Origin of the sequence: Polynucleobacter sp. MG-28-Ekke-A2 (genome assembly GCF_035012985.1) — a bacterium.
Lineage (GTDB): Bacteria > Pseudomonadota > Gammaproteobacteria > Burkholderiales > Burkholderiaceae > Polynucleobacter.
Genome location: NZ_JAYGQU010000016.1, coordinates 19,101 through 38,355 on the forward strand (window position 1 = coordinate 19,101; position 19,255 = coordinate 38,355).

Consider the following 19,255-nt stretch of genomic DNA (forward strand, 5'->3'; position numbering starts at 1 on the left):
ATGGAAAAAGCAAACCGAGAACAGTTCTCTAAAGCCCGCTTATTAGTGGTGGGCGATGTCATGTTAGATCGCTACTGGTTTGGTGATACCAATCGTATTTCTCCTGAAGCTCCTGTGCCGGTGGTACAGGTAGGCAAGATTGATGAGCGACTTGGCGGTGCTGCCAACGTAGCTCGTAACGTAGCTGCACTCGACGCCAAAGCAACTATTCTCGGTATTGTTGGTAATGATGAACCTGGCAAGCGTGTAGTTGAGCTCTTAAAGGCCGGTGGCGTAGATAGTCAATTAGAAATTGATGCAGACGCTCCCACTATTGTGAAACTCCGTGTAATTGCTCGTCAGCAACAACTCATTCGCTTGGACTTCGAAGAAACCCCCAGTGCAAAAGCGCTTGCTCATAAATTAGAGCGTTTTGAAAAACTCGTTGGTGCTGCTGACGTAGTAATACTTTCCGATTACGGCAAAGGCGCATTGGGCCAAGTAGCTCATATGATTGAGCAGGCTAGAGCACAAAACAAAATGATCCTGGTTGATCCTAAGGGTGAAGACTATGAGAAGTATCGAGGCGCCACTGTTTTAACGCCTAACCGTAGTGAATTACGTCAAGTGGTTGGTCAATGGACGAGCGAAGAAGACTTGACTAAGAAAGCTCAAAACCTTAGAAAGTCTCTGGACTTACAAGCCTTGCTGCTAACGCGCTCTGAGGACGGGATGAGTCTATATACCGAATCCGGTGTGAGTCATGTCAAAGCACAGGCGCGTGAGGTGTTTGATGTATCTGGTGCTGGCGATACTGTGATTGCAACATTGGCTGTGGCATTAGCTGCGAAGTGGCCTTTAGAAAAAGCCATGGCACTTGCAAATCGTGCAGGTGGCATCGTTGTTGGTAAGCTAGGAACTGCAACCGTTACTTCAGAGGAATTACAGTGACTATTATCGTAACCGGAGCAGCTGGATTTATTGGTGCCAATATTGTTCAAGCGCTCAATGTGCGTGGCGAGAAAAATATCATTGCAGTAGATGATCTTCGTCCTGCAGACAAGTATCGCAATCTTGCTGATTTAGACATTATTGATTACCTTGATAAAGACGAGTTTCTAGAGGCATTCAGAAGTGGTCGTTTTGGTAAGGTGAGGGCCGTGTTTCATGAAGGAGCTTGCTCCGACACCATGGAAACAGATGGTATTTTCATGATGGCGAACAACTATCGCTACACCATGGACCTGTTAGATATTTGTACTGAGCAAAAGGTTCAATTGCTTTATGCCTCTTCTGCGGCTACCTATGGTGGCTCAGATGTATTTGTAGAGAGCCGTGAGCACGAGAAGCCGCTTAATATTTATGGCTACTCCAAGTTTTTATTCGATCAAGTGATGCGAAAGCGTTTTGCAGAAAAGGCAAATACAGCACAGGTTGTTGGCTTTCGTTACTTCAATGTCTATGGTCCGCGTGAGTCACATAAGGGCCGTATGGCTTCGGTTGCCTTTCATCAGTACCACCAATACAAAGCCAAGGGTCATGTGAAATTGTTTGGTGAGTACGGTGGTTATGCGCCTGGTGAGCAAAGTCGCGACTTTGTATCAGTTGAAGATGTAGTCAAGGTAAACCTCTTCTTTCTGGACCACCCAGAAATCAGTGGCATCTTCAACTTAGGTAGTGGTCGTGCGCAACCGTTTAATGATGTAGCCCATGCGGTCGCTAACTCCATGCGTAAGCTGGATAAAGCAGCCCCTGCAAGCCTACAAGAATTGGTTAAAGAAAAAGCGATTGAGTACATTCCATTCCCGGATGCGCTCAAGGGCAAATACCAGTGCTTTACTCAAGCTGATCTCACCAAACTCAGAGCAGCTGGCTATACGGAGCCCTTCTTAAATGTTGAGCAGGGCGTAGGAAGATATATTGAGTGGTTGGAAGCCAATTCTGGTTTCTTGGCTAACCCTTTGTAAGTCAGTCAACAGAAGTAGTTTCTCTTCGTTGTAAACGATCCACGCACACTTTGTGTTCGTGGATTTTTTTATTCACTACCGGAGAGAAGATGACAAGAAATTTAAATGTAGATAAATTTTGGAATTTAGTTCGAGCTGCGGCTGCAACTTTCACCTTATTGGCTTCAAATACTGGGTTGGTATATGCCTCGCCCATTAATGTCAATACTGCCACTCAAACGGAGCTTGAGAGCATCAAGGGAATTGGTCCAGCTAAAGCAAAAACAATTATTGCTGAGCGTTTGGATGGCGGCCATTTTCAAGATGCCAATGACCTACAGAAGCGGGTTCGTGGCATTGGCATGAAATCGGTAGAAAAAATGGTGGATAACGGCTTAACGATTGAAGCCCCCAGCTCTTTTCGGGAGCCGAATGGTCGAACCAAGAAAGAGGGTGGGGCCTCTAGCCGACGCCATTCGCGTAATCAAGCTAGTCCTCGTAATCAGCAGGAGCGTATGGGAGCAAGTCGCAGAAATTAAACCCTTCCGTGTGTAAGGCGGCTTATGGCTAAAATGGCTTCATGAGCAAACCTTCCTACCTTACTATTTCACAGACTGTGGGCAATACTCCCTTAGTTCGTTTGCAGCGTATTCCTGGTTTAGAAAACGACAACCGCAATAATGTGATCTTGGGTAAGTTGGAAGGAAATAATCCAGCCGGGTCGGTAAAGGACCGACCTGCGCTGTCGATGATTTCACGCGCACAAGAACGCGGTGAGATTAAACCTGGCGATACATTAATTGAGGCAACTAGCGGTAATACAGGTATTGCTTTAGCAATGACCGCAGCCATGCTCGGTTACAAAATGATTTTAGTCATGCCAGAAAATCAAAGCATTGAACGTCGTCAAAGTATGGCGGCTTATGGCGCTGAATTAATATTGACCGCAGCCTCTGGCGGCATGGAATTTGCCAGAGATTACGCCTTGCAGCTACAAAGAGAAGGACGCGGTAGATTGCTCGATCAATTTGCCAATCCTGACAATCCTAGAGCACATATAGAGACTACTGGGCCAGAAATTTGGCGAGACACTGATGGGCAGATTACCCATTTTATATCCGCCATGGGAACAACTGGAACCATCACGGGAGTCTCCACTTATCTGAAGTCCATGAATCCTGCGATTCAGATTATTGGCGCACAACCAGAAGAGGGCTCTCAAATTCCCGGCATTCGGAAGTGGGCGCCGGCATATCTGCCTAAGATTTATCAAGGTGATCGCGTTGATTTAATTGAGTATGTTTCGCAAGCAGATGCAGAGGAGATGGCGCGTCGCTTGGCAGCACAAGAGGGTATTTTCTGCGGCATTTCTGCTGGAGGTGCTTTGGTAGTGGCTTTACGTATAGCCCGTCAAGTTGAAAATGCCACGATCGTCTTTATTGTCTGCGACCGTGGTGACCGCTACCTATCTACCGGCGTTTTTCCGGCCTAAGACTTTGCTTTTTTCTTGGGGTTGGATTTCTTGGATTTAGACTTTTCAGTAGTTGCTTTTGGCCCACTGGCTTTGCTTGGGTTTTCTACTGGCACAACACTTTGGTTTTTATATCCTAGGGCTTGGGCAAACTCAGCAACACTTTGCGCATAGAAATAACTGCGGTTGTATTGCACTATCGTCAGAAAATTATTTAAGCCAACAAAATATTGCACTTGGTCTACACCATCTTTATCTGGATACGGTAGGTCAACGATGAAAGCTTTGCTTTGTGGCTCTACACCACCACTTTGAAGATCGCCTTGTTGTTGAGTCAAGATTCCTTTTTCAATGAGCTCTTGAACCGTATATTTCAGCTGCGGCTCACCATCAGCCAATGCTTTCGCCTGACCAATACCATTAGCTTGAGCTGGAAATGAAATCGGCATACCGGGTTGCCAGCCATGTTTTTTCATGAAGTTGGCAACACTCGCAATAGCGTCCTTAGGGCTTTGCTTTAAATCAATTTGGCCATCGCCGTCACCATCGACTGCAAAGCTGCGAATACTGCTGGGCATGAACTGGGGTAGACCGATGGCGCCAGCATAAGAGCTATTCTGATTTAGACAGGCATTAAAGCGTGCGCTATTGATGCCTTGACTGCTGTTCTTGGAGGGTAACTTGCCACCCGCCCCAGTCCAGCACATTAGGATGAGTTCTTTGAGTTGATCCTTGAAGAGCTGTTCGCGTGCAGGTTTGTTAGGGGTATCTGGGTAACTAAAGGCGAGAGTGGACAGAACGTCTTTCACTCTGAAATTGCCGGTTTGGCGCCCATAGATGGTTTCGATGCCAATAATGGCCACAATAATCTCAGCTGGCACCCCTGACTCTTGTTCAACTTGACTCAAAAAGGCTTGATTTTGATCCCAAAAGACCCTGCCAGCCTTAAGGCGTACAGGCTCAATAAAGCGTTTACGATAAGCCAGCCAGTTTTTCTTAAATGTACCCGATGGGGGTAATACCAATTTCCGAATTGAGGGAACCGTTTTAGCATCTAGGAAGCCCATTTCTAGGGCTGGGAGTGGGATTTCTTGGTTTTGTGAGACCTGGTTAAGGAGTTCGTTGAGGTTCTGGCTAAAACGCGCCTCGGTAGCGGCATCGTCAGTCTGGTTTACGATGGGCTGTTGCGATTGGGTTGGCTGTGTGGGGGTGCTAGAGCACCCTGCTAACGCAAGAGCAAGCAGTAAGTAGGAGACATGAAAGTTCATGCAGTAAGTCTTGGATTTTCGAATGTTGAGCACGTTTAATTAGATTATAAAAATTACAAATTTGCTATTGAGGATTTCGAGTAATGACAACAGGATACATAACTCATCCAGACTTTCTGAAACATGAGATGGGAAGCCATCATCCAGAGTGTCCAGAGAGAATTCAGGCGATTAATGATCAGCTGATTCGCAGCGGTGTTGATCAATTTTTGCATCATTTAGATGCGCCATTGGCAACCGAAGACCAATTGGAATTGGTCCATAGTCCTGACCACGTTTCTTTTGTTCGGGATCGTGCCCCAGAGAGTGGGTATTTCATGCTCGATGGTGACACCATCATGAATCCTCATACTTATAGAGCATCACTCAGAGCGGCAGGCGCTGCTATTGCAGGCGTAGATGCTGTGATGAAGGGTGAGGTTGAGAACGTATTTTGTGCCGTAAGACCGCCAGGACATCATGCGGAGCCAACGCGTTCTATGGGTTTTTGTTTATTTGATAACGTGGCGATTGCTGCGCGATATGCAATGGAAACATACGGCATTGAGCGTGTCGCCATCATTGATTTTGATGTCCATCATGGCAACGGTACTGAAGCTGCTTTTTTCAATGACCCTAATGTCTTGATGTGTAGCTTCTTCCAGCACCCTTTTTATCCATACAGCGGCCTTGATCATGCTAACAATATGGTGAATGTGCCTTTGCCCGCTGCGACTCGGGGCGATGTGGTGCGCTCCATTGTGGAAGAGCAATGGTTGCCAGCTTTGCGTAATTTTGAGCCTGAGCTCATTATGATTTCAGCAGGGTTTGATGCTCATCGCGAGGATGATTTGGGTCAGATGGGCTTGGTAGAGGATGACTATGTCTGGATTACCAAACGTTTAAAAGAAATTGCTAGCGACTATGCGCAAGGACGCATTGTTAGTTGCTTAGAGGGTGGTTATAACCTCTCGGCATTAGGCCGCAGCGTAGTGGCTCACATCAAGGCGCTTGCAGATATTTAATGAAGAATTTAGTAAAACAGAAATAGAAAGCTGAAGATGGCAAATATTTATGAACAAGGTTTGGCTCGTAATCCAGCTAACCACACCCCAATTACTCCGCTCTTATTTTTAGAGCGCTCCGCAGAAATTTACCCCAATAAAACTGCCGTTATTCATGGGAAGTTGCGTCAGACTTGGGGGCAAACTTATGAGCGTTGCCGTCGCTTGGCTAGTGCTTTGCAAAAACACGGTATTGGCTTGGGCGATACGGTGGCAGTGATGTTGCCTAACACCCCTCCAATGGTAGAGGCTCACTTTGGTATTCCGATGGCGGGCGCGGTTTTAAATGCCCTAAATACGCGTTTGGATGCAGAGACTGTGGCCTTTATGCTGAACCATGGTGAGGCAAAGGTAGTAATTGTTGATCCTGAATTTTCAGGGGTGATGAAAAAAGCGCTTGAGATTGCTAAGAAAGATTCTGGTCGTGATTTCTTGGTGGTGGATGTTGAAGAAAAAGAGTTTGATGTTCCTGGCGAGAGGTTAGGCAACCTCACTTATGAGAAATTACTCTCCGAAGGGGATTCTAACTTTGCATGGCAGGTTCCTGCAGATGAGTGGCAAGCGATTTGTTTGAACTATACATCTGGTACCACTGGTAATCCTAAGGGCGTGGTGTATCACCACCGTGGCGCTGCAATTAATGCCGTTTCCAATGTGCTGGACTGGGATATTAATAAGCATCCCATCTATCTCTGGACTTTGCCAATGTTCCATTGCAATGGTTGGTGCTTTCCATGGACGATTGCCGCTCGCGCTGGCATTAATGTCTGCTTGCGTCGGGTTGATGCGCAAAATATTTTTGCGGCCATTAAAGAACATGGTGTGACGCACTACTGCGCAGCACCCATTGTGCATAACCTATTAGTCAACGCGCCTGATGAGTTGAAGGTGGGAGTGCCCACAGGCGTCAAAGGCTTGATCGCGGGCGCCGCACCACCTGCATCCATTATTGAGGGCATGGAAAAGTTAGGATTTGATTTAACTCATGTCTATGGATTGACTGAAACCTATGGACCGGCAGCTGTGTGCGTCAAACAAGATGAGTGGAATGCTGTGGATATCGGTGAACGTGCTCGCTTAAATGCGCGTCAAGGTGTGCGTTATCACATGCAACAAGCAATCGCTGTTCTTGATCCAGAAACAATGAAGCCCGTCCCAGCGGATGGTGAGACCATGGGCGAAATTATGTTCAAGGGCAATATCGCGATGAAGGGCTACCTAAAAAACGAAAAGGCAACTCAAGAAGCTTTTGAAGGCGGCTGGTTCCACTCAGGTGACTTAGCAGTAATGAATCCAGATGGCTATGTGAAGATGAAGGACCGCAGCAAAGACATCATTATTTCTGGAGGTGAAAATATTTCATCTGTAGAGGTTGAGGATGTACTCTATCGACACCCAGCTATTAACGCTGCTGCAGTGGTTGCTAAGCCTGATCCTAAGTGGGGTGAAACGCCTTGTGCCTTTTTGGAAATTAAACCTGGCTCAGAAGTGACTGCCGAGGAGATTATTGCCCACTGTAAGCAGCATTTAGCAGGCTTTAAGGTTCCTAGAGCCATTGTGTTTTGTGAGCTGCCGAAGACCTCGACTGGCAAGATTCAGAAGTTTGAGCTTCGGAAGCAGGCGGGTTCAGCCACCGCAATTGATGTTTAATTTGGCAAATATTCAGGTAAAATAAAACGATCGTGCTTTTTTAGAGGGTTTATCCTCGATTTATATATTAGAGAGGTTTGAGGGATGAAAGTCTTAGTAGCTGTAAAACGCGTTGTTGATTACAACGTCAAAATTCGGGTGAAATCAGACAACTCTGGGGTTGATTTAGCAAACGTCAAAATGAGTATGAATCCCTTTGATGAAATCGCAGTAGAGGAGGCGGTACGCTTGAAAGAGGCGGGTGTGGCCAGCGAGGTGGTAGTGGTTAGTGCTGGTGCAACCCAGTGTCAAGAAACTCTCCGTACTGCATTAGCAATTGGCGCGGATCGCGCCATCCTGGTTGAGACAGATGCAGAGCTACAACCTTTAGCAGTAGCGAAGATTCTCAAGGTGCTCTCTGATAAAGAGCAAGCGCAAATCATCATTCTCGGTAAGCAAGCAATTGACGATGACAGCAATCAAACCGGTCAGATGCTGGCAAGCTTGTTGGATATTCCTCAAGCTACCTTTGCCTCCAAAGTAGTGGTTGCAGACGGGAAGGCCACTGTAACTCGCGAAGTTGATGGTGGTTTAGAAACTATTGCACTATCTTTGCCGGCAGTGATTACCACTGACTTGCGTTTGAATGAACCACGCTATGTCACTTTGCCGAACATCATGAAGGCCAAGAAGAAAACGATTGATATCGTGAAGCCTGAAGAATTGGGTGTCGATATTGCCCCACGCCTGAAAACACTTAAAGTAGAGGAGCCGCCAAAGCGTTCTGCTGGCGTGATAGTTGCTGATGTAGCAGCCCTTGTAGAAAAACTCAAAAATGAAGCGAAGGTGATCTAAATGGCCGCACTTGTTATTGCTGAACACGACAATCAATCATTAAAAGCGGCAACCTTAAATGCCGTTGCAGCTGCTTTGCAGTGCTCTCCTGAGGTGGACGTTCTCGTTGCTGGTAGCAGTGCTGATGCTGCCGCAGCTGCCGCAGCTCAAATTGCTGGTGTACGCAAAGTCATTCAAATTGATGCCGCTAATTTGGCTGATCAATTGGCTGAACCTTTGGCTGCGCAGATCCTCTCCATTGCAAATGGCTACAGTCATATCCTCGCTCCTGCAACTGCTAATGGTAAGAATGTATTGCCACGCGTTGCTGCTAAGTTAGATATGGCTCAATTGTCCGACATTACTAAAGTCATCTCTGCAGATACTTTTGAGCGTCCGATCTACGCAGGCAATGCAATTGCTACCGTGCAATCTGCTGATCCTGTAAAAGTCATTACTGTCCGTACAACGGGTTTTGATCCAGTAACTGCCACTGGCGGTTCTGCAGCAGTTGAGAAACAAGCTGCCGCTGAATCTGCTGGCAAATCTTCCTTTGTTGGCCGTGAGTTGACTAAATCTGATCGTCCAGAATTGACTGCCGCCAAGATTATCGTTTCTGGTGGTCGCGGTTTGGGTTCTGGTGAAAAGTATCAGGAGCTCATTGCACCTTTAGCTGACAAGCTCGGCGCTGCTTTGGGTGCATCCCGTGCTGCGGTGGATGCGGGCTACGTTCCCAATGATTATCAAGTGGGACAGACCGGCAAGATTGTGGCCCCTCAGCTTTACATCGCTGTAGGTATCTCGGGTGCTATCCAGCATTTGGCTGGTATGAAAGACTCCAAAGTGATCGTAGCAATCAACAAAGATCCAGAGGCGCCAATATTTGGTGTTGCTGACTATGGTCTAGTGGCAGATTTGAATACTGCTGTGCCGGAGTTAACAAAAGCACTTGGTTGAGTTGACGATTGAAGTTAAAGATTAATTAAGTATCAAACTGTATAAAGAGGAGTTGTAATGCCATACGTAGCCCCAGTGAAAGACATGCTGTTTGTAATGAATGAATTAGCTGGGCTTTCGGATGTCGTTGCCTATCCTGCTTATGCTGATGCGGGTGCAGATGTAGATTTAGCCCCTGCGATCTTGGAAGAGTCGGCCAAATTTAATCAAGATGTAGTGGCGCCCCTTAACTGGGCTGGTGATCAAAACCCAAGTTCCTTAAGAGATGGTGTAGTGACAACCACCCCTGGTTTCAAACAGGCTTTTGAGCAATACGCCGCTGCTGGCTGGCAAGGCGTCATTCATCCGGCAGAGTTTGGCGGTCAAGGCTTGCCAAAATTGATCTCCACTGCTTGTTTGGAGATGGTGAATGCAGCCAATCTTTCTTTTGCACTCTGCCCATTACTTACCGATGGTGCTATTGAAGCTCTCTTAACTGCTGCTAGCCCAGAACTTCAGGAGCAATATGTTCCAAAGATGATTTCTGGTGATTGGACTGGAACAATGAATTTGACTGAGCCGCAAGCTGGCTCTGATCTTGCGATGGTTCGCTCACGCGCTGTTCCAGAGGGCGATGGTACTTACAAGATTTTTGGTACCAAAATCTATATCACCTATGGTGAGCACGATATGGCTAAGAATATTATCCATTTGGTGTTAGCCAGAACACCTGATGCGCCAGAGGGCGTAAAGGGTATTTCATTATTTGTAGTGCCGAAGTTTATGGTGAATAAAGATGGTTCATTAGGTGAGCGTAATGATGTACATTGTGTTTCGATTGAGCATAAGTTAGGCATTAAAGCGAGCCCGACTGCCGTTCTGCAATTTGGTGATCATGGTGGCGCAATCGGCTACTTAGTTGGCGAGGAAAATCGCGGTCTTGAATATATGTTCGTGATGATGAATGCAGCTCGCTTTGCAGTAGGTATGCAAGGTGTAGCGGTGGCGGAGCGTGCCTATCAAAAGGCAGTTCAATATGCAAAAGATCGTGTACAGAGTCGTGACTTAGCTGGCTCACCAGGCCCAGTTGCAATTATTCATCAGCCGGATGTAAAGCGTATGCTCATGACTATGCGCGCCTACACAGAAGCCTCACGTGCATTAGCCTACTACGCTGCTTCTGCTTATGACGCTCAGCATGCTGCTCCAGATGAGGCAGTGCGTAAAGTCAATCAAGCTATCTATGAATTCCTAGTGCCAATTGTCAAAGGTTTCTCAACAGAAATGTCGATTGAAGTGGCTAGTCTAGGAGTTCAAGTGCATGGTGGCATGGGCTTTATCGAAGAAACTGGCGCAGCGCAGTATTACCGTGATGCCCGCATCTTGACGATTTATGAAGGCACTACTGCAATTCAGGCGAATGACTTGGTTGGTAGAAAAACAGTGCGTGATGGTGGGGCGATTGTCAAAGAGCTTTCACAAAGAATTGCTGCTACTGAAAAAGATTTAGCTGCCAGTGGAAGCGCTGATGCTAAAGCGGTGCTCAAGCAACTCACCTCAGCGCGCGCCGCCTTCGAGCAGGCCGTCGCATACATCGTTACGAATGCAAAGACAGATATCAAAGCTGTCTATGCTGGTAGCTGTGCTTACTTGCGCTTATCTGGCTTGGTATTGGGCGGCTGGCAAATGGCAAGGGCGCTCCTAGCTTCCGAGCATCTGCGCGATGGCGATCCAAAATTCTATGATGCAAAGATTGCTACAGCCCGTTTTTTTGCTGAGAATCTCATGCCTCAAGCGCAAGCTCTAGCAACGTCAATTGTTGAAAGCGGTCACTCTACTAATGCCCTAGAAGTAGAGCAGTTCTAAAGGGGCGCAAAAGAGAATAAAAAAACCGCTCTTAAGAGCGGCTTTTGCAAAATGAAAGCTATCTGCAATTACTGGGATAGCTTTTTTGCTTCATAGATTTGAGAGATGAAGAATTGCTCAAATGAGACTGCTAAAAAAGTCATCATCACACCAGCTCCCAATACCAAAGAGAAAATCACGGTCAGTATCTCGAGCCAGCCAGAGCGGCTGCGTCGTTGTTCTTCAATGCCGGGATTAAATTGGGCATCCCACTTCTCATCCAAGCGAAGACCAAAGGTTATAGTGGTTAACCAGCTTGCTTCAATGGCCATAAAACCAAAAGTAACGAGCACCCATCCTGGCGCGGAATGAAAGTGGGCGTCCTTGAGAATGACCCAGCCTACTGCGCCACCTATCAAGGCAAATAGCTGAACCCATGCCCAAAAAGATTTAAGCCCTTGTAGATAAAAACAATTGAGGCCGCTGCCGGGAAGGAGTAATCCGAGTGCGCAAAAAAGAAGTTTGGATTTTTTCATGAATCTTTCAATGATATTGCTAATGAATAATGTGAAGCTTATTTATTGTTGTTTGGTTTTTGAGTAAAGCTGAGTACTTCACGATCGGTGCCGATCATTAGTAATTGATCGCCATTGCGCACAATGCTGCGATAGTCATTTAATTCGTAGAGGAAATCATTTTCCAATTCCATGCGCTGTGGGCTGCAAGCCATCTTGGTGCTAGCGATTTGCTTGAGAGAAAAACCGCGGGCGTCTTCATCAAGGGTTGCAGTAAACCGATTGCATCCTGTCGAGCCGCTCAGCCGTTGTCCGCTAGCATCAAAAATGATTTGAATCGGGTTGCTGGCATCGCCTTGCGGAATTTGACGGGTACGCACCTCTCCATTGCTATTGGGGGGTAAGTTCCAGCGGGTCAGCTCCCATTTGGTATTTTTGAGTTCGCTGCTTGGCGGGCTTATTTTGGCTCCACATGGAGGGATGACGTTTGCGCAGCCGCTTAAAAGTCCAAGACTCAGGCAAGAAAGTGTCATAAAGAACCCTTTTGAAGGTCTTCTGAGGAAGTCTAAAAGTCTGGATTTAAGGACCATATTTACCTAAGTTATTGTTTTTAATGTATATTTTATCTAAGTACACACTCTATTCTACTGTCTTAGATGCTTAAATAGGTGGAAGAAGTAGGGGTTTTCGTCTAGAATATGAGGTTTTCCGCTCTACCTTATCTTTATTTGGTGAGCTGGAGCCCAAGGTTTTTTGTAGAAATTTCATTGGGTTGTAATCAACCTGTTTTCATTTTAGATTTTAAGGAATAAGTATGGTCGTCATTCGACTGGCACGCGGCGGTTCTAAGAAGCGCCCTTTTTACAGCATTGTTGCTACTGATAAACGCAACCGTCGTGACTCGAACTTTATCGAGCGTATCGGTTACTTCAACCCACAAGCAGCGGCAACTGAGCAAGCAATGCGTATTGCTCAAGACCGTTTGACTTACTGGACTGGTGTTGGCGCGCAGATTTCCCCAACAGTAGTTCGTTTGATCAAAAACAATCCAGCTGTTTAATATTCGATTGCTAAAAGCTTCATCGATGTGATGAAGCTTTTAGTGACAGAATTTCTAGTAGTTTTTATTTTGGGAAAATAAGGTGTCATTGCAAATGAGTACGCCTTCCCTAGATGAATTGATTGAACTTGGCGCCATCTCTGAGGCGCAAGGTTTGCAGGGACAAGTGAAGGTTAGGCCTCACTCACCAGAACCTGTAGCACTTCTCTCTTCTAAGTCCGTTTGGCTATCTCTTATCCCTCGTCGGGATGCAGGCGTTTCTGTATATACAGAGCAAGCGTCTTTGACTCAATACAAAGTGAAAAGCGCCAAGATGCATAGCGGTAATGTGGTGCTTACTCTGGATGGGGTAACTGATCGTGATCAGGCGCTCGCGTTAAAAGGTTCTCGCATCCTAGTGGCGCGCGACGCTTTTCCAAAAGCGGAAAGTGATTCCTATTATTGGGTTGATCTGATTGGCTGCAATGCAGTAAATTTGCAAGGCGAAGTGCTTGGTGAAGTGATTGATGTTACCGAGAATGGCGCTCATGGTGTTATTACTATTGGTGATGCATCAACGAAGACGATCAAGTACTTAGTGCCCTTTGTAAAGGAAGTGGTGCAAAACGTAGACCTACCCAATAAAACGATTACGCTTGATTGGCAGTCTGACTGGCAATAAGAACGCAAAGATTAATTTCAAAAATAATTACCGATATGCGCTTTGATGTTGTTACCTTGTTCCCTGAAATGTTCTCTGCCTTAACGCAGTGGGGCATTACTGGTCGCGCATGTGAACAATCATTGGCCAGCGTTCATCTTTGGAATCCTCGTAACTTTTGCTCTGATCCTCGTAAAACCGTAGACGACCGTGCTTATGGCGGCGGACCTGGCATGGTGATGATGGCCAAGCCCTTAGAAGATACGGTCGCCGGAATTACGGTAGCCCATCAGGCGGCAAACATCAAATCAGGCCCAATTTGCTTATTGGCACCCCAGGGTGAGCGTTTTTCTCAGAAGATCGCGGCAGATATCCTGGGTTACGGCAATTTGAGCTTTATTTGTGGTCGATATGAGGCTATTGACCAACGTTTTGTTGACCGAAACGTTGATTTACAGCTTTCTATCGGTGATTTTGTGCTTTCTGGGGGCGAAATCCCCGCTATGGCCATGATGGATGCGGTCATTCGATTGATCCCAGGGGCGCTTGGGGATGGCGAATCTGCCACTCAGGATAGCTTTATGAACGGTCTTTTGGACTATCCGCACTACACCCGCCCTGAAATATATGAAAATTTATCCGTCCCGGACGTGCTTTTGGGCGGACATCACGCTAAAATAGCGAATTGGCGTCGGCAGAAGTCTTTAGAGCTGACGTTCAGGTTAAGGCCGGACTTAATTGAATCGGCCAGAGCCAAAGGGTTGCTAACCCGAGAAGATGAACAATTTCTTCGCTCTCTGTAAATACTTTCAGTAGTGTGCAGTGGTGAATAGGTGGTTTAGTTTTTTGGTTTAGTGAAATTGTTTTAACTGCATCCTCTGTTAGGTCCGTTGATTTAGATCTCGGGATTAAACGCTAATACGATGTTTAAGGATTGAAAATGAATTTAATTGAAAAAATTGAGCAAGAAGAAATTGCTCGCTTAAGTGCTAACAAGGTTTTGCCTAGCTTTGCTCCTGGCGATACAGTAGTTGTTGGTGTGAACGTTGTTGAAGGTGCGCGTAAGCGTACACAGGCGTTTGAAGGTGTTGTGATTGCAAAGCGCAATCGCGGACTCAATTCCAGCTTTATCGTTCGTAAGATTTCATCTGGCGAAGGTGTAGAGCGTACATTCCAAACTTACTCACCATTGATCGCTAGCATTGAAGTGAAGCGTCGCGGTGATGTACGTCGTGCTAAGTTGTACTACTTGCGCGATCGTTCAGGTAAGTCTGCACGTATTAAAGAGAAGCTTCCTGCACGTAAAGTAGCAGTAGCAACTCCAGCCGCATAATTAATGCTGGCTTGATTTAAAAAGGCGGCCTCGGTCGCCTTTTTTGTTGCCTTAGAATATGAATATGCCCAAGAACTCAACACCTGAAGATAATGCAATCAACGTTGCTGCACCTCCAGGATTTGATGCGCAAGCAATTCCGATTCATGCAGTGTGCTCGGCTGAAAAAAAGGTAGCACCAGAATTTTTGGAGCCAGCTGGTTTAAGGGCTAGGCTGAGCTCACCCCCTCAATGGGAGCCAGAGATTACCGATGAAAACCGTCATGTGATTGCTGCTGACATTATTGCTAAGCGGCAAGCCGTAGGAAAAGTGACCAAAGCAGCAGTGCTGATTCCTCTGCTGTTAAAGGAAGATGGCCTATCCGTATTGCTAACGCAAAGAACCAATCATTTGCGCGATCATGCAGGCCAAATTAGTTTTCCAGGGGGTCGTATGGATCCTGAGGATCAAAGCCCTAATGACACCGCCTTGCGTGAGAGCAAAGAAGAAATCGGGTTGGATCCTGGGCGAGTGGAGATTATTGGTCATTTGCCACAGTATTTAACGGTTTCTGGCTATAGCGTCACCCCAGTAGTAGGATTGGTCCAAGCTCAGGCAGAATATGTCTTAGATGAGTTTGAGGTGGCTGATGTATTTGAGGTGCCGCTGAGTTTTTTGTTGGATCCCGCCAATCATCAGGTCAGATTGTGGCAAAGTGAGCAGGGTGGACGACGTTTTTATTCAATGCCTTATGAGAACCGCTTTATTTGGGGTGCCACTGCGGGGATGTTGCGTAACCTTTATCATTTATTAAAAGTATGACTTTCTTTTCTATTCTCTTCGCCCTTATTGCTGAGCAATACCGCCCAGTGACTTCAAGCCATTGGATTGCACGTGTATGTGCTCGCTGGTTAGACTGGGTCGCCGCCGAGTTCGGCGGCAAGACTGAAGACGGCGCAAGCCCTATCGGTGCTCGCATGGCTTGCTTAGTAGCCTTCATACTACCTACTTTCTTAGTCTTCATTGTGTATGTCACTTGCATGGTGACTTATCCAATCTTAGGTTTTCTTTGGAATATCGTCATCGCTTATTTGTTTTTTGGCTTCCGTCAGTTCAGCCATTCTTTTACTGCGGTACATGAAGCAATTGAAGCGCATGATTTACCTGCTGCGCGTGCGGCCTTGGGTGAGTGGTATGGCCCTGAATTAGACACTTCCAATCTTTCAGAGACAGAGGTGATTTCTTTGGCGCTAGAGCGCGCCATTATTGGTTCACACCATCACGTGTTTGGCGTACTGTTCTGGTTCATGATGCCAATGGGTCCAGCAGGTGTTGTGCTTTACCGCTTGGCTGATATTGCCTCTCAACGTTGGTCGGAGCGTGGCGACCTTAATCTCAGCGAATCCGCTCGTCATTTCTTCTACGTTTTGGATTGGGTTCCTGCGCGCATTACCGCAATGGGCTTTGCCATTGTGGGTAACTTCGAGGGTGCTGTATATGGCTGGCGCTATCTCACCCAAAAATGGTCAGACTCTTTGTCCGCAGTAATTTTGGCAGCAGGCAGCGGTGCATTGGGTGTGCGTCTTGGTGAGCCAATGAGCGAGCCTGATAGTGATGAAGCTTTGCGTATGGCTGAAGCCGGTGAGCCGGTTATTTATGAAGTAGGTCTTGAGCCTACTGAACGAACCATGCGCTCTGCAGTCGGATTGGTGTGGCGTCTCGTTATCGCTTGGATGGCTTTGTTGCTAATGCTGACCATCGCTCTTTGGCTTGGCTAATTCCCTGAATTTGTACATCAGCTGTTTTTGAATCCGAGTGCAGCTGTCTAAATAGCGCCAGTCTTTCTGGCGCTATTTCATTTCTATCTACTGCTTCACGTACTGCGCAATCTGGCTCAGTCAAATGCGCGCAGTTATGAAAGCGGCACTTACCAAGCAAGTCTTTAAATTCCCTAAAGGCGTGCTGCAATTCACTAACAGACATGTGCGCCAAACCAAACTCCTGAAAGCCTGGTGAATCAATCAGGGCGCCAAGCTTACCTGTCGCATCTCTGCCCCAAGCCTCAGGTAATTCAAAATATCGGCATGCAGTAGTGGTATGTTTGCCGGTATCTAGGCGCACAGAATATTCTTGGGTCAGTGCGGCAGCATTCGGTATCCAGGCATTTAATAGGCTGGACTTGCCCATGCCTGATTGGCCTACAAAGACAGAGACCTTGCCCTGCAGAGCAGACTGCAAGGAATCGATTGAGGCTGGATCAAATTTGGCAGAGACTTCGCTGACTTGATATCCCATGCGAGCATAGGGCGCGATGATTTTGCGCGCGTGCTCAAGATTGTCTTTAAGGTCACACTTGTTGAGCAAAATATGTAGACCAATTTGATTGGCTTCAGCAGCAACTACTGCTCTTCCCAATAGGTCTGGCGAGAAAGCAGGTTGAGTGGCAAGTACTACTAAGATTTGATCTACATTCGAGGCAATCAACTTGCTCTTAAATGCATCCGAGCGATAGAGAAGATTTTCTCGGGGCTCAATTTGGATGATTCGTGCTTGATCAGCTGAAGTCATTTCAAGCAACATGCGATCACCCACAGCTCCGATATGTTGCTTCGCTGGAGTGCTGACTTGTATTAATGGACCATCAGGTGATTCTTGTCCAGCAGCATCTGCAATTAAACGCTGCGCTAAATAATGCCTTCCGTAGGAGGCAATCAGTAGCGCATGAAATTGCTCCATCCTTATGAGCTAAACCGCTGTAAGTTGGCAATGCGCAAGGGCGCAGGTGGATGCGAGCTATAGAAAGCCGTATAGATCGGATCGGGCGTGAGGGTCGAGGCGTTATCTTGATATAACTTCACTAGCGCCGCGATTAAATCTTTCGCGGAAGATTTCTCTGCGGCAAATCCGTCCGCTTCGTACTCGTGCTTGCGTGAAGCTAGGCTAGAAAGTGGCGTGAAGAAAAAACTAAATACAGGAGAGACCAGCATAAAGAGTGCCAATGCAAGGCCACCGTTATAACCATTGAGGCTAGGCATCACGCCTAAGTCAGTGTAGAACCAGACTTTGGTGCTGATCCAACCCAATAGAGCAAACATCCCAAAGCTAAGAGCGAACGAGACCAAGAGACGTTTACGAATATGTTTGCATTTGAAATGGCCAAGCTCATGTGCGAGCACCGCCTCGACCTCGCCCGGATTAAGCTTTTCAATCAAGGTGTCAAAAAATACGATGCGCTTGGCTTTACCCATGCCGGCAAAGAATGCATTGCCGTGAGCGCTACGTTTACTGCCATCCATCACAAATAGGCCCTGGCTCGCAAAGTCGCAGCGTTTTAGTAGTGCTTCAATCTGTGTTTTTAAAGGCCCATCTTCTAAGGCTTGAAACTTATTGAAGAGGGGTGCGATAAAAGTGGGGAAGATCCACTGCATGAGCAAGCTAAATGCTGTCAATACTGCCCATGCCCAAAGCCACCATAAATCACCAGCCTTGGCCATCAATGTCAGGATGACCCAGAGTAATGGAATACCAATGGCGCCGCCTACTGCCATTCCTTTAATCATATCCGTGAAGAATAGTTTTTTACTCATGCGATTAAACCCAAAGCGTTCCTCTAAATGGAACTGCTTGTACCAAGAGAAAGGCATATCAATCACGCCAGAAATGATCACGACGGAAACCAGCAGAGCAATTTGTTGGGCAATGCCTTCGCCCAAAAATTGCAGTAATGCTATGTTCAGAATCTGTAGGCCACCCAATAAGGTGAAGCCAATTAAAATGATAGCACTGACCCCATTCTCTAAAATGCCAAGGCGTAATTTAGCGATGGTGTAGTCAGCTGCTTTTTGATGTTCAGCTAAAGTCACTTTTTCAGCGAAATCTGCGGGGACGGCATTGCGATGCTGTGCCACATAGCGAATTTGACGTTGGGAGAGCCAATGGCGTAAGCCAAAGCTAGCAATAAAGGCAATTAGAAAAACAATTGTGAATGTCATGAGATCATTATAGATATGAGCGAGCAAACTAACACTACAACCACAGCAGCAGTTACAGCGGCAAGCAAGGCGGCGCCAGCGAATGAACACCTGATTTGGGTAGATATGGAGATGTCAGGCCTAAACCCGGAAACCGAACGGATTCTGGAAATTGCCATCATCGTGACAGATGCCCACCTCAATACTATTGCCACGGCCCCAGTCTGGGTAGTGCATCAGGAGGATGCCGTTTTGGATGCCATGGATGCCTGGAATAAAGGGACGCATGGGCGCTCTGGTTTGATCGATAAAGTGAAGGCATCCACTTTAGATGAGGCAACGGCGGAGGCAGAATGCATTGCCTTCTTGAAAAAATATATTAAGGCTGGTATCGCTCCAATGTGTGGCAATACGATTGGGCAAGACAGACGCTTTATGGCGAAGTACATGCCGAAGTTAGAGGCTTACTTTCATTATCGAAACATTGATGTTTCTACTTTGAAAGAGCTTTGTAAGCGTTGGCATCCTGAGTTGGTGAAAGGCTTCACAAAGAATCAGGCGCATACAGCATTAGCAGACATAGAAGAGTCTATCGAAGAGCTGAAGTATTACCGCGAGAAATTTATCGTACCCTTACCTCAGTAATCTTATGGGCGCATCAAAAGATAAAGGTCTGCATTTGAACTGACCCACAAAAGTTGGACAGTTTAATTAGGTTACCAGAAGGGATTGAGTTCGGTATTGCACCGGGCTTAATCCCTTTAGTTTTTGCTTGATTCGATCATGGTTGTAGTAATGGATATAT

At 46.6% G+C, this 19,255-nt stretch carries 22 protein-coding genes; 16 read left to right on the plus strand and 6 right to left on the minus strand.

Annotated elements, in window-relative coordinates:
- The 4 genes from rfaE1 (at position 1) to cysM (ending at position 3,417) form a co-directional block, all read left to right on the plus strand.
- A complete protein-coding gene (gene rfaE1, locus VC188_RS09465; protein WP_323483778.1) occupies positions 1-930 on the plus strand; it encodes a D-glycero-beta-D-manno-heptose-7-phosphate kinase in 930 nt (309 codons plus the stop codon).
- Positions 927-1,946 (plus strand): ADP-glyceromanno-heptose 6-epimerase, encoded by a 1,020-nt coding sequence (rfaD, locus tag VC188_RS09470; RefSeq protein ID WP_216192293.1) that lies wholly within the window; start codon positions 927-929, stop codon positions 1,944-1,946. Before rfaE1 ends, rfaD begins: the two co-directional genes overlap by 4 nt.
- Before the next feature lie 89 nt (positions 1,947-2,035).
- Positions 2,036-2,464 carry a ComEA family DNA-binding protein gene (locus tag VC188_RS09475; protein WP_251368451.1) on the plus strand — a complete coding sequence of 143 codons (429 nt, stop codon included), beginning with the start codon at positions 2,036-2,038 and terminating at the stop codon, positions 2,462-2,464.
- 41 nt (positions 2,465-2,505) lie between these two features.
- Complete coding sequence (gene cysM / locus VC188_RS09480) at positions 2,506-3,417, plus strand: cysteine synthase CysM (protein WP_215320555.1); 912 nt, start codon at positions 2,506-2,508, stop codon at positions 3,415-3,417.
- Here cysM and VC188_RS09485 read toward each other — a convergent pair.
- A complete protein-coding gene (locus tag VC188_RS09485) occupies positions 3,414-4,664 on the minus strand; it encodes a lytic murein transglycosylase (protein ID WP_215320553.1) in 1,251 nt (416 codons plus the stop codon). The two genes, cysM and VC188_RS09485, sit on opposite strands and share 4 nt — an antisense overlap.
- A gap of 83 nt (positions 4,665-4,747) precedes the next feature.
- On the opposite strand from VC188_RS09485, the gene VC188_RS09490 reads away from it, so the two are divergent.
- The 5 genes from VC188_RS09490 (at position 4,748) to VC188_RS09510 (ending at position 10,972) form a co-directional block, all read left to right on the plus strand.
- Positions 4,748-5,668 (plus strand): histone deacetylase family protein, encoded by a 921-nt coding sequence (locus tag VC188_RS09490; protein WP_215320551.1) that lies wholly within the window; start codon positions 4,748-4,750, stop codon positions 5,666-5,668.
- Positions 5,669-5,704: 36 nt separating this feature from the next.
- Positions 5,705-7,357, plus strand: a complete 1,653-nt coding sequence (locus VC188_RS09495) for an acyl-CoA synthetase (RefSeq protein WP_323483779.1) — start codon at positions 5,705-5,707, stop codon at positions 7,355-7,357.
- 84 nt (positions 7,358-7,441) lie between these two features.
- Complete coding sequence (locus VC188_RS09500) at positions 7,442-8,191, plus strand: electron transfer flavoprotein subunit beta/FixA family protein (protein WP_323483780.1); 750 nt, start codon at positions 7,442-7,444, stop codon at positions 8,189-8,191.
- Entirely contained in the window at positions 8,192-9,127 is a 936-nt protein-coding gene (locus VC188_RS09505) for an electron transfer flavoprotein subunit alpha/FixB family protein (RefSeq protein WP_215320545.1), read from the plus strand. It abuts the gene before it with no gap.
- 57 nt (positions 9,128-9,184) lie between these two features.
- Complete coding sequence (locus VC188_RS09510; protein ID WP_323483781.1) at positions 9,185-10,972, plus strand: acyl-CoA dehydrogenase; 1,788 nt, start codon at positions 9,185-9,187, stop codon at positions 10,970-10,972.
- A 68-nt stretch (positions 10,973-11,040) separates the two neighbouring features.
- On the opposite strand, the gene VC188_RS09515 is transcribed toward VC188_RS09510, so the two are convergent.
- The gene (locus tag VC188_RS09515; RefSeq protein ID WP_323483782.1) at positions 11,041-11,487 is read right to left on the minus strand and encodes a hypothetical protein; all 447 of its coding nucleotides are present in this window, start codon (positions 11,485-11,487) and stop codon (positions 11,041-11,043) included.
- A 38-nt stretch (positions 11,488-11,525) separates the two neighbouring features.
- On the minus strand, positions 11,526-11,999 hold the full coding sequence (locus VC188_RS09520; protein ID WP_215320539.1) for an META domain-containing protein: 474 nt from the start codon (positions 11,997-11,999) through the stop codon (positions 11,526-11,528).
- A 281-nt stretch (positions 12,000-12,280) separates the two neighbouring features.
- Here VC188_RS09520 and rpsP point away from each other — a divergent pair, with 281 nt between their 5' ends.
- The 6 genes from rpsP to VC188_RS09550 all read left to right on the plus strand — a co-directional run bounded on the left by rpsP (position 12,281) and on the right by VC188_RS09550 (position 16,257).
- On the plus strand, positions 12,281-12,526 hold the full coding sequence (rpsP, locus tag VC188_RS09525; RefSeq protein WP_011902362.1) for a 30S ribosomal protein S16: 246 nt from the start codon (positions 12,281-12,283) through the stop codon (positions 12,524-12,526).
- 94 nt (positions 12,527-12,620) lie between these two features.
- Positions 12,621-13,187, plus strand: coding sequence for a ribosome maturation factor RimM (rimM, locus tag VC188_RS09530; protein ID WP_215320537.1), 567 nt, complete (start codon positions 12,621-12,623; stop codon positions 13,185-13,187).
- Positions 13,188-13,222: 35 nt separating this feature from the next.
- Positions 13,223-13,969, plus strand: a complete 747-nt coding sequence (gene trmD, locus VC188_RS09535) for a tRNA (guanosine(37)-N1)-methyltransferase TrmD (protein WP_323483783.1) — start codon at positions 13,223-13,225, stop codon at positions 13,967-13,969.
- A 137-nt stretch (positions 13,970-14,106) separates the two neighbouring features.
- The gene (rplS, locus tag VC188_RS09540) at positions 14,107-14,499 is read left to right on the plus strand and encodes a 50S ribosomal protein L19 (RefSeq protein WP_072583649.1); all 393 of its coding nucleotides are present in this window, start codon (positions 14,107-14,109) and stop codon (positions 14,497-14,499) included.
- 64 nt (positions 14,500-14,563) lie between these two features.
- A complete protein-coding gene (locus tag VC188_RS09545) occupies positions 14,564-15,301 on the plus strand; it encodes a CoA pyrophosphatase (protein ID WP_215320534.1) in 738 nt (245 codons plus the stop codon).
- A complete protein-coding gene (locus VC188_RS09550; RefSeq protein ID WP_323483784.1) occupies positions 15,298-16,257 on the plus strand; it encodes a CobD/CbiB family protein in 960 nt (319 codons plus the stop codon). Before VC188_RS09545 ends, VC188_RS09550 begins: the two co-directional genes overlap by 4 nt.
- Here VC188_RS09550 and rsgA read toward each other — a convergent pair.
- Both rsgA and VC188_RS09560 read right to left on the minus strand, forming a co-directional pair.
- Positions 16,202-17,215 carry a ribosome small subunit-dependent GTPase A gene (gene rsgA / locus VC188_RS09555; RefSeq protein WP_215357845.1) on the minus strand — a complete coding sequence of 338 codons (1,014 nt, stop codon included), beginning with the start codon at positions 17,213-17,215 and terminating at the stop codon, positions 16,202-16,204. The genes VC188_RS09550 and rsgA overlap by 56 nt on opposite strands.
- 2 nt (positions 17,216-17,217) lie before the next feature.
- Positions 17,218-18,471, minus strand: a complete 1,254-nt coding sequence (locus VC188_RS09560; RefSeq protein WP_323483785.1) for a M48 family metallopeptidase — start codon at positions 18,469-18,471, stop codon at positions 17,218-17,220.
- 15 nt (positions 18,472-18,486) lie between these two features.
- On the opposite strand from VC188_RS09560, the gene orn reads away from it, so the two are divergent.
- On the plus strand, positions 18,487-19,095 hold the full coding sequence (gene orn, locus VC188_RS09565; protein WP_323483786.1) for an oligoribonuclease: 609 nt from the start codon (positions 18,487-18,489) through the stop codon (positions 19,093-19,095).
- Positions 19,096-19,161: 66 nt separating this feature from the next.
- Here orn and VC188_RS09570 read toward each other — a convergent pair.
- The coding region (locus tag VC188_RS09570; protein WP_216217838.1) for an IS3 family transposase at positions 19,162-19,255 on the minus strand (94 nt) is incomplete at its 5' end.

Coding starts and splice junctions, on each gene's coding strand:
- rsgA (WP_215357845.1), bottom strand. CDS start 17,215: ATGGAGCAATTTCATGCGCTACTGATTGCCTCCTACGGAAGGCATTAT.
- VC188_RS09475 (WP_251368451.1), top strand. CDS start 2,036: ATGACAAGAAATTTAAATGTAGATAAATTTTGGAATTTAGTTCGAGCT.
- VC188_RS09485 (WP_215320553.1), bottom strand. CDS start 4,664: ATGAACTTTCATGTCTCCTACTTACTGCTTGCTCTTGCGTTAGCAGGG.
- cysM (WP_215320555.1), top strand. CDS start 2,506: ATGAGCAAACCTTCCTACCTTACTATTTCACAGACTGTGGGCAATACT.
- rplS (WP_072583649.1), top strand. CDS start 14,107: ATGAATTTAATTGAAAAAATTGAGCAAGAAGAAATTGCTCGCTTAAGT.
- VC188_RS09545 (WP_215320534.1), top strand. CDS start 14,564: ATGCCCAAGAACTCAACACCTGAAGATAATGCAATCAACGTTGCTGCA.
- orn (WP_323483786.1), top strand. CDS start 18,487: ATGAGCGAGCAAACTAACACTACAACCACAGCAGCAGTTACAGCGGCA.
- VC188_RS09495 (WP_323483779.1), top strand. CDS start 5,705: ATGGCAAATATTTATGAACAAGGTTTGGCTCGTAATCCAGCTAACCAC.
- rfaE1 (WP_323483778.1), top strand. CDS start 1: ATGGAAAAAGCAAACCGAGAACAGTTCTCTAAAGCCCGCTTATTAGTG.
- VC188_RS09505 (WP_215320545.1), top strand. CDS start 8,192: ATGGCCGCACTTGTTATTGCTGAACACGACAATCAATCATTAAAAGCG.
- VC188_RS09510 (WP_323483781.1), top strand. CDS start 9,185: ATGCCATACGTAGCCCCAGTGAAAGACATGCTGTTTGTAATGAATGAA.
- VC188_RS09515 (WP_323483782.1), bottom strand. CDS start 11,487: ATGAAAAAATCCAAACTTCTTTTTTGCGCACTCGGATTACTCCTTCCC.
- VC188_RS09490 (WP_215320551.1), top strand. CDS start 4,748: ATGACAACAGGATACATAACTCATCCAGACTTTCTGAAACATGAGATG.
- VC188_RS09520 (WP_215320539.1), bottom strand. CDS start 11,999: ATGACACTTTCTTGCCTGAGTCTTGGACTTTTAAGCGGCTGCGCAAAC.
- rpsP (WP_011902362.1), top strand. CDS start 12,281: ATGGTCGTCATTCGACTGGCACGCGGCGGTTCTAAGAAGCGCCCTTTT.
- VC188_RS09550 (WP_323483784.1), top strand. CDS start 15,298: ATGACTTTCTTTTCTATTCTCTTCGCCCTTATTGCTGAGCAATACCGC.
- trmD (WP_323483783.1), top strand. CDS start 13,223: ATGCGCTTTGATGTTGTTACCTTGTTCCCTGAAATGTTCTCTGCCTTA.
- rimM (WP_215320537.1), top strand. CDS start 12,621: ATGAGTACGCCTTCCCTAGATGAATTGATTGAACTTGGCGCCATCTCT.
- VC188_RS09500 (WP_323483780.1), top strand. CDS start 7,442: ATGAAAGTCTTAGTAGCTGTAAAACGCGTTGTTGATTACAACGTCAAA.
- VC188_RS09560 (WP_323483785.1), bottom strand. CDS start 18,471: ATGACATTCACAATTGTTTTTCTAATTGCCTTTATTGCTAGCTTTGGC.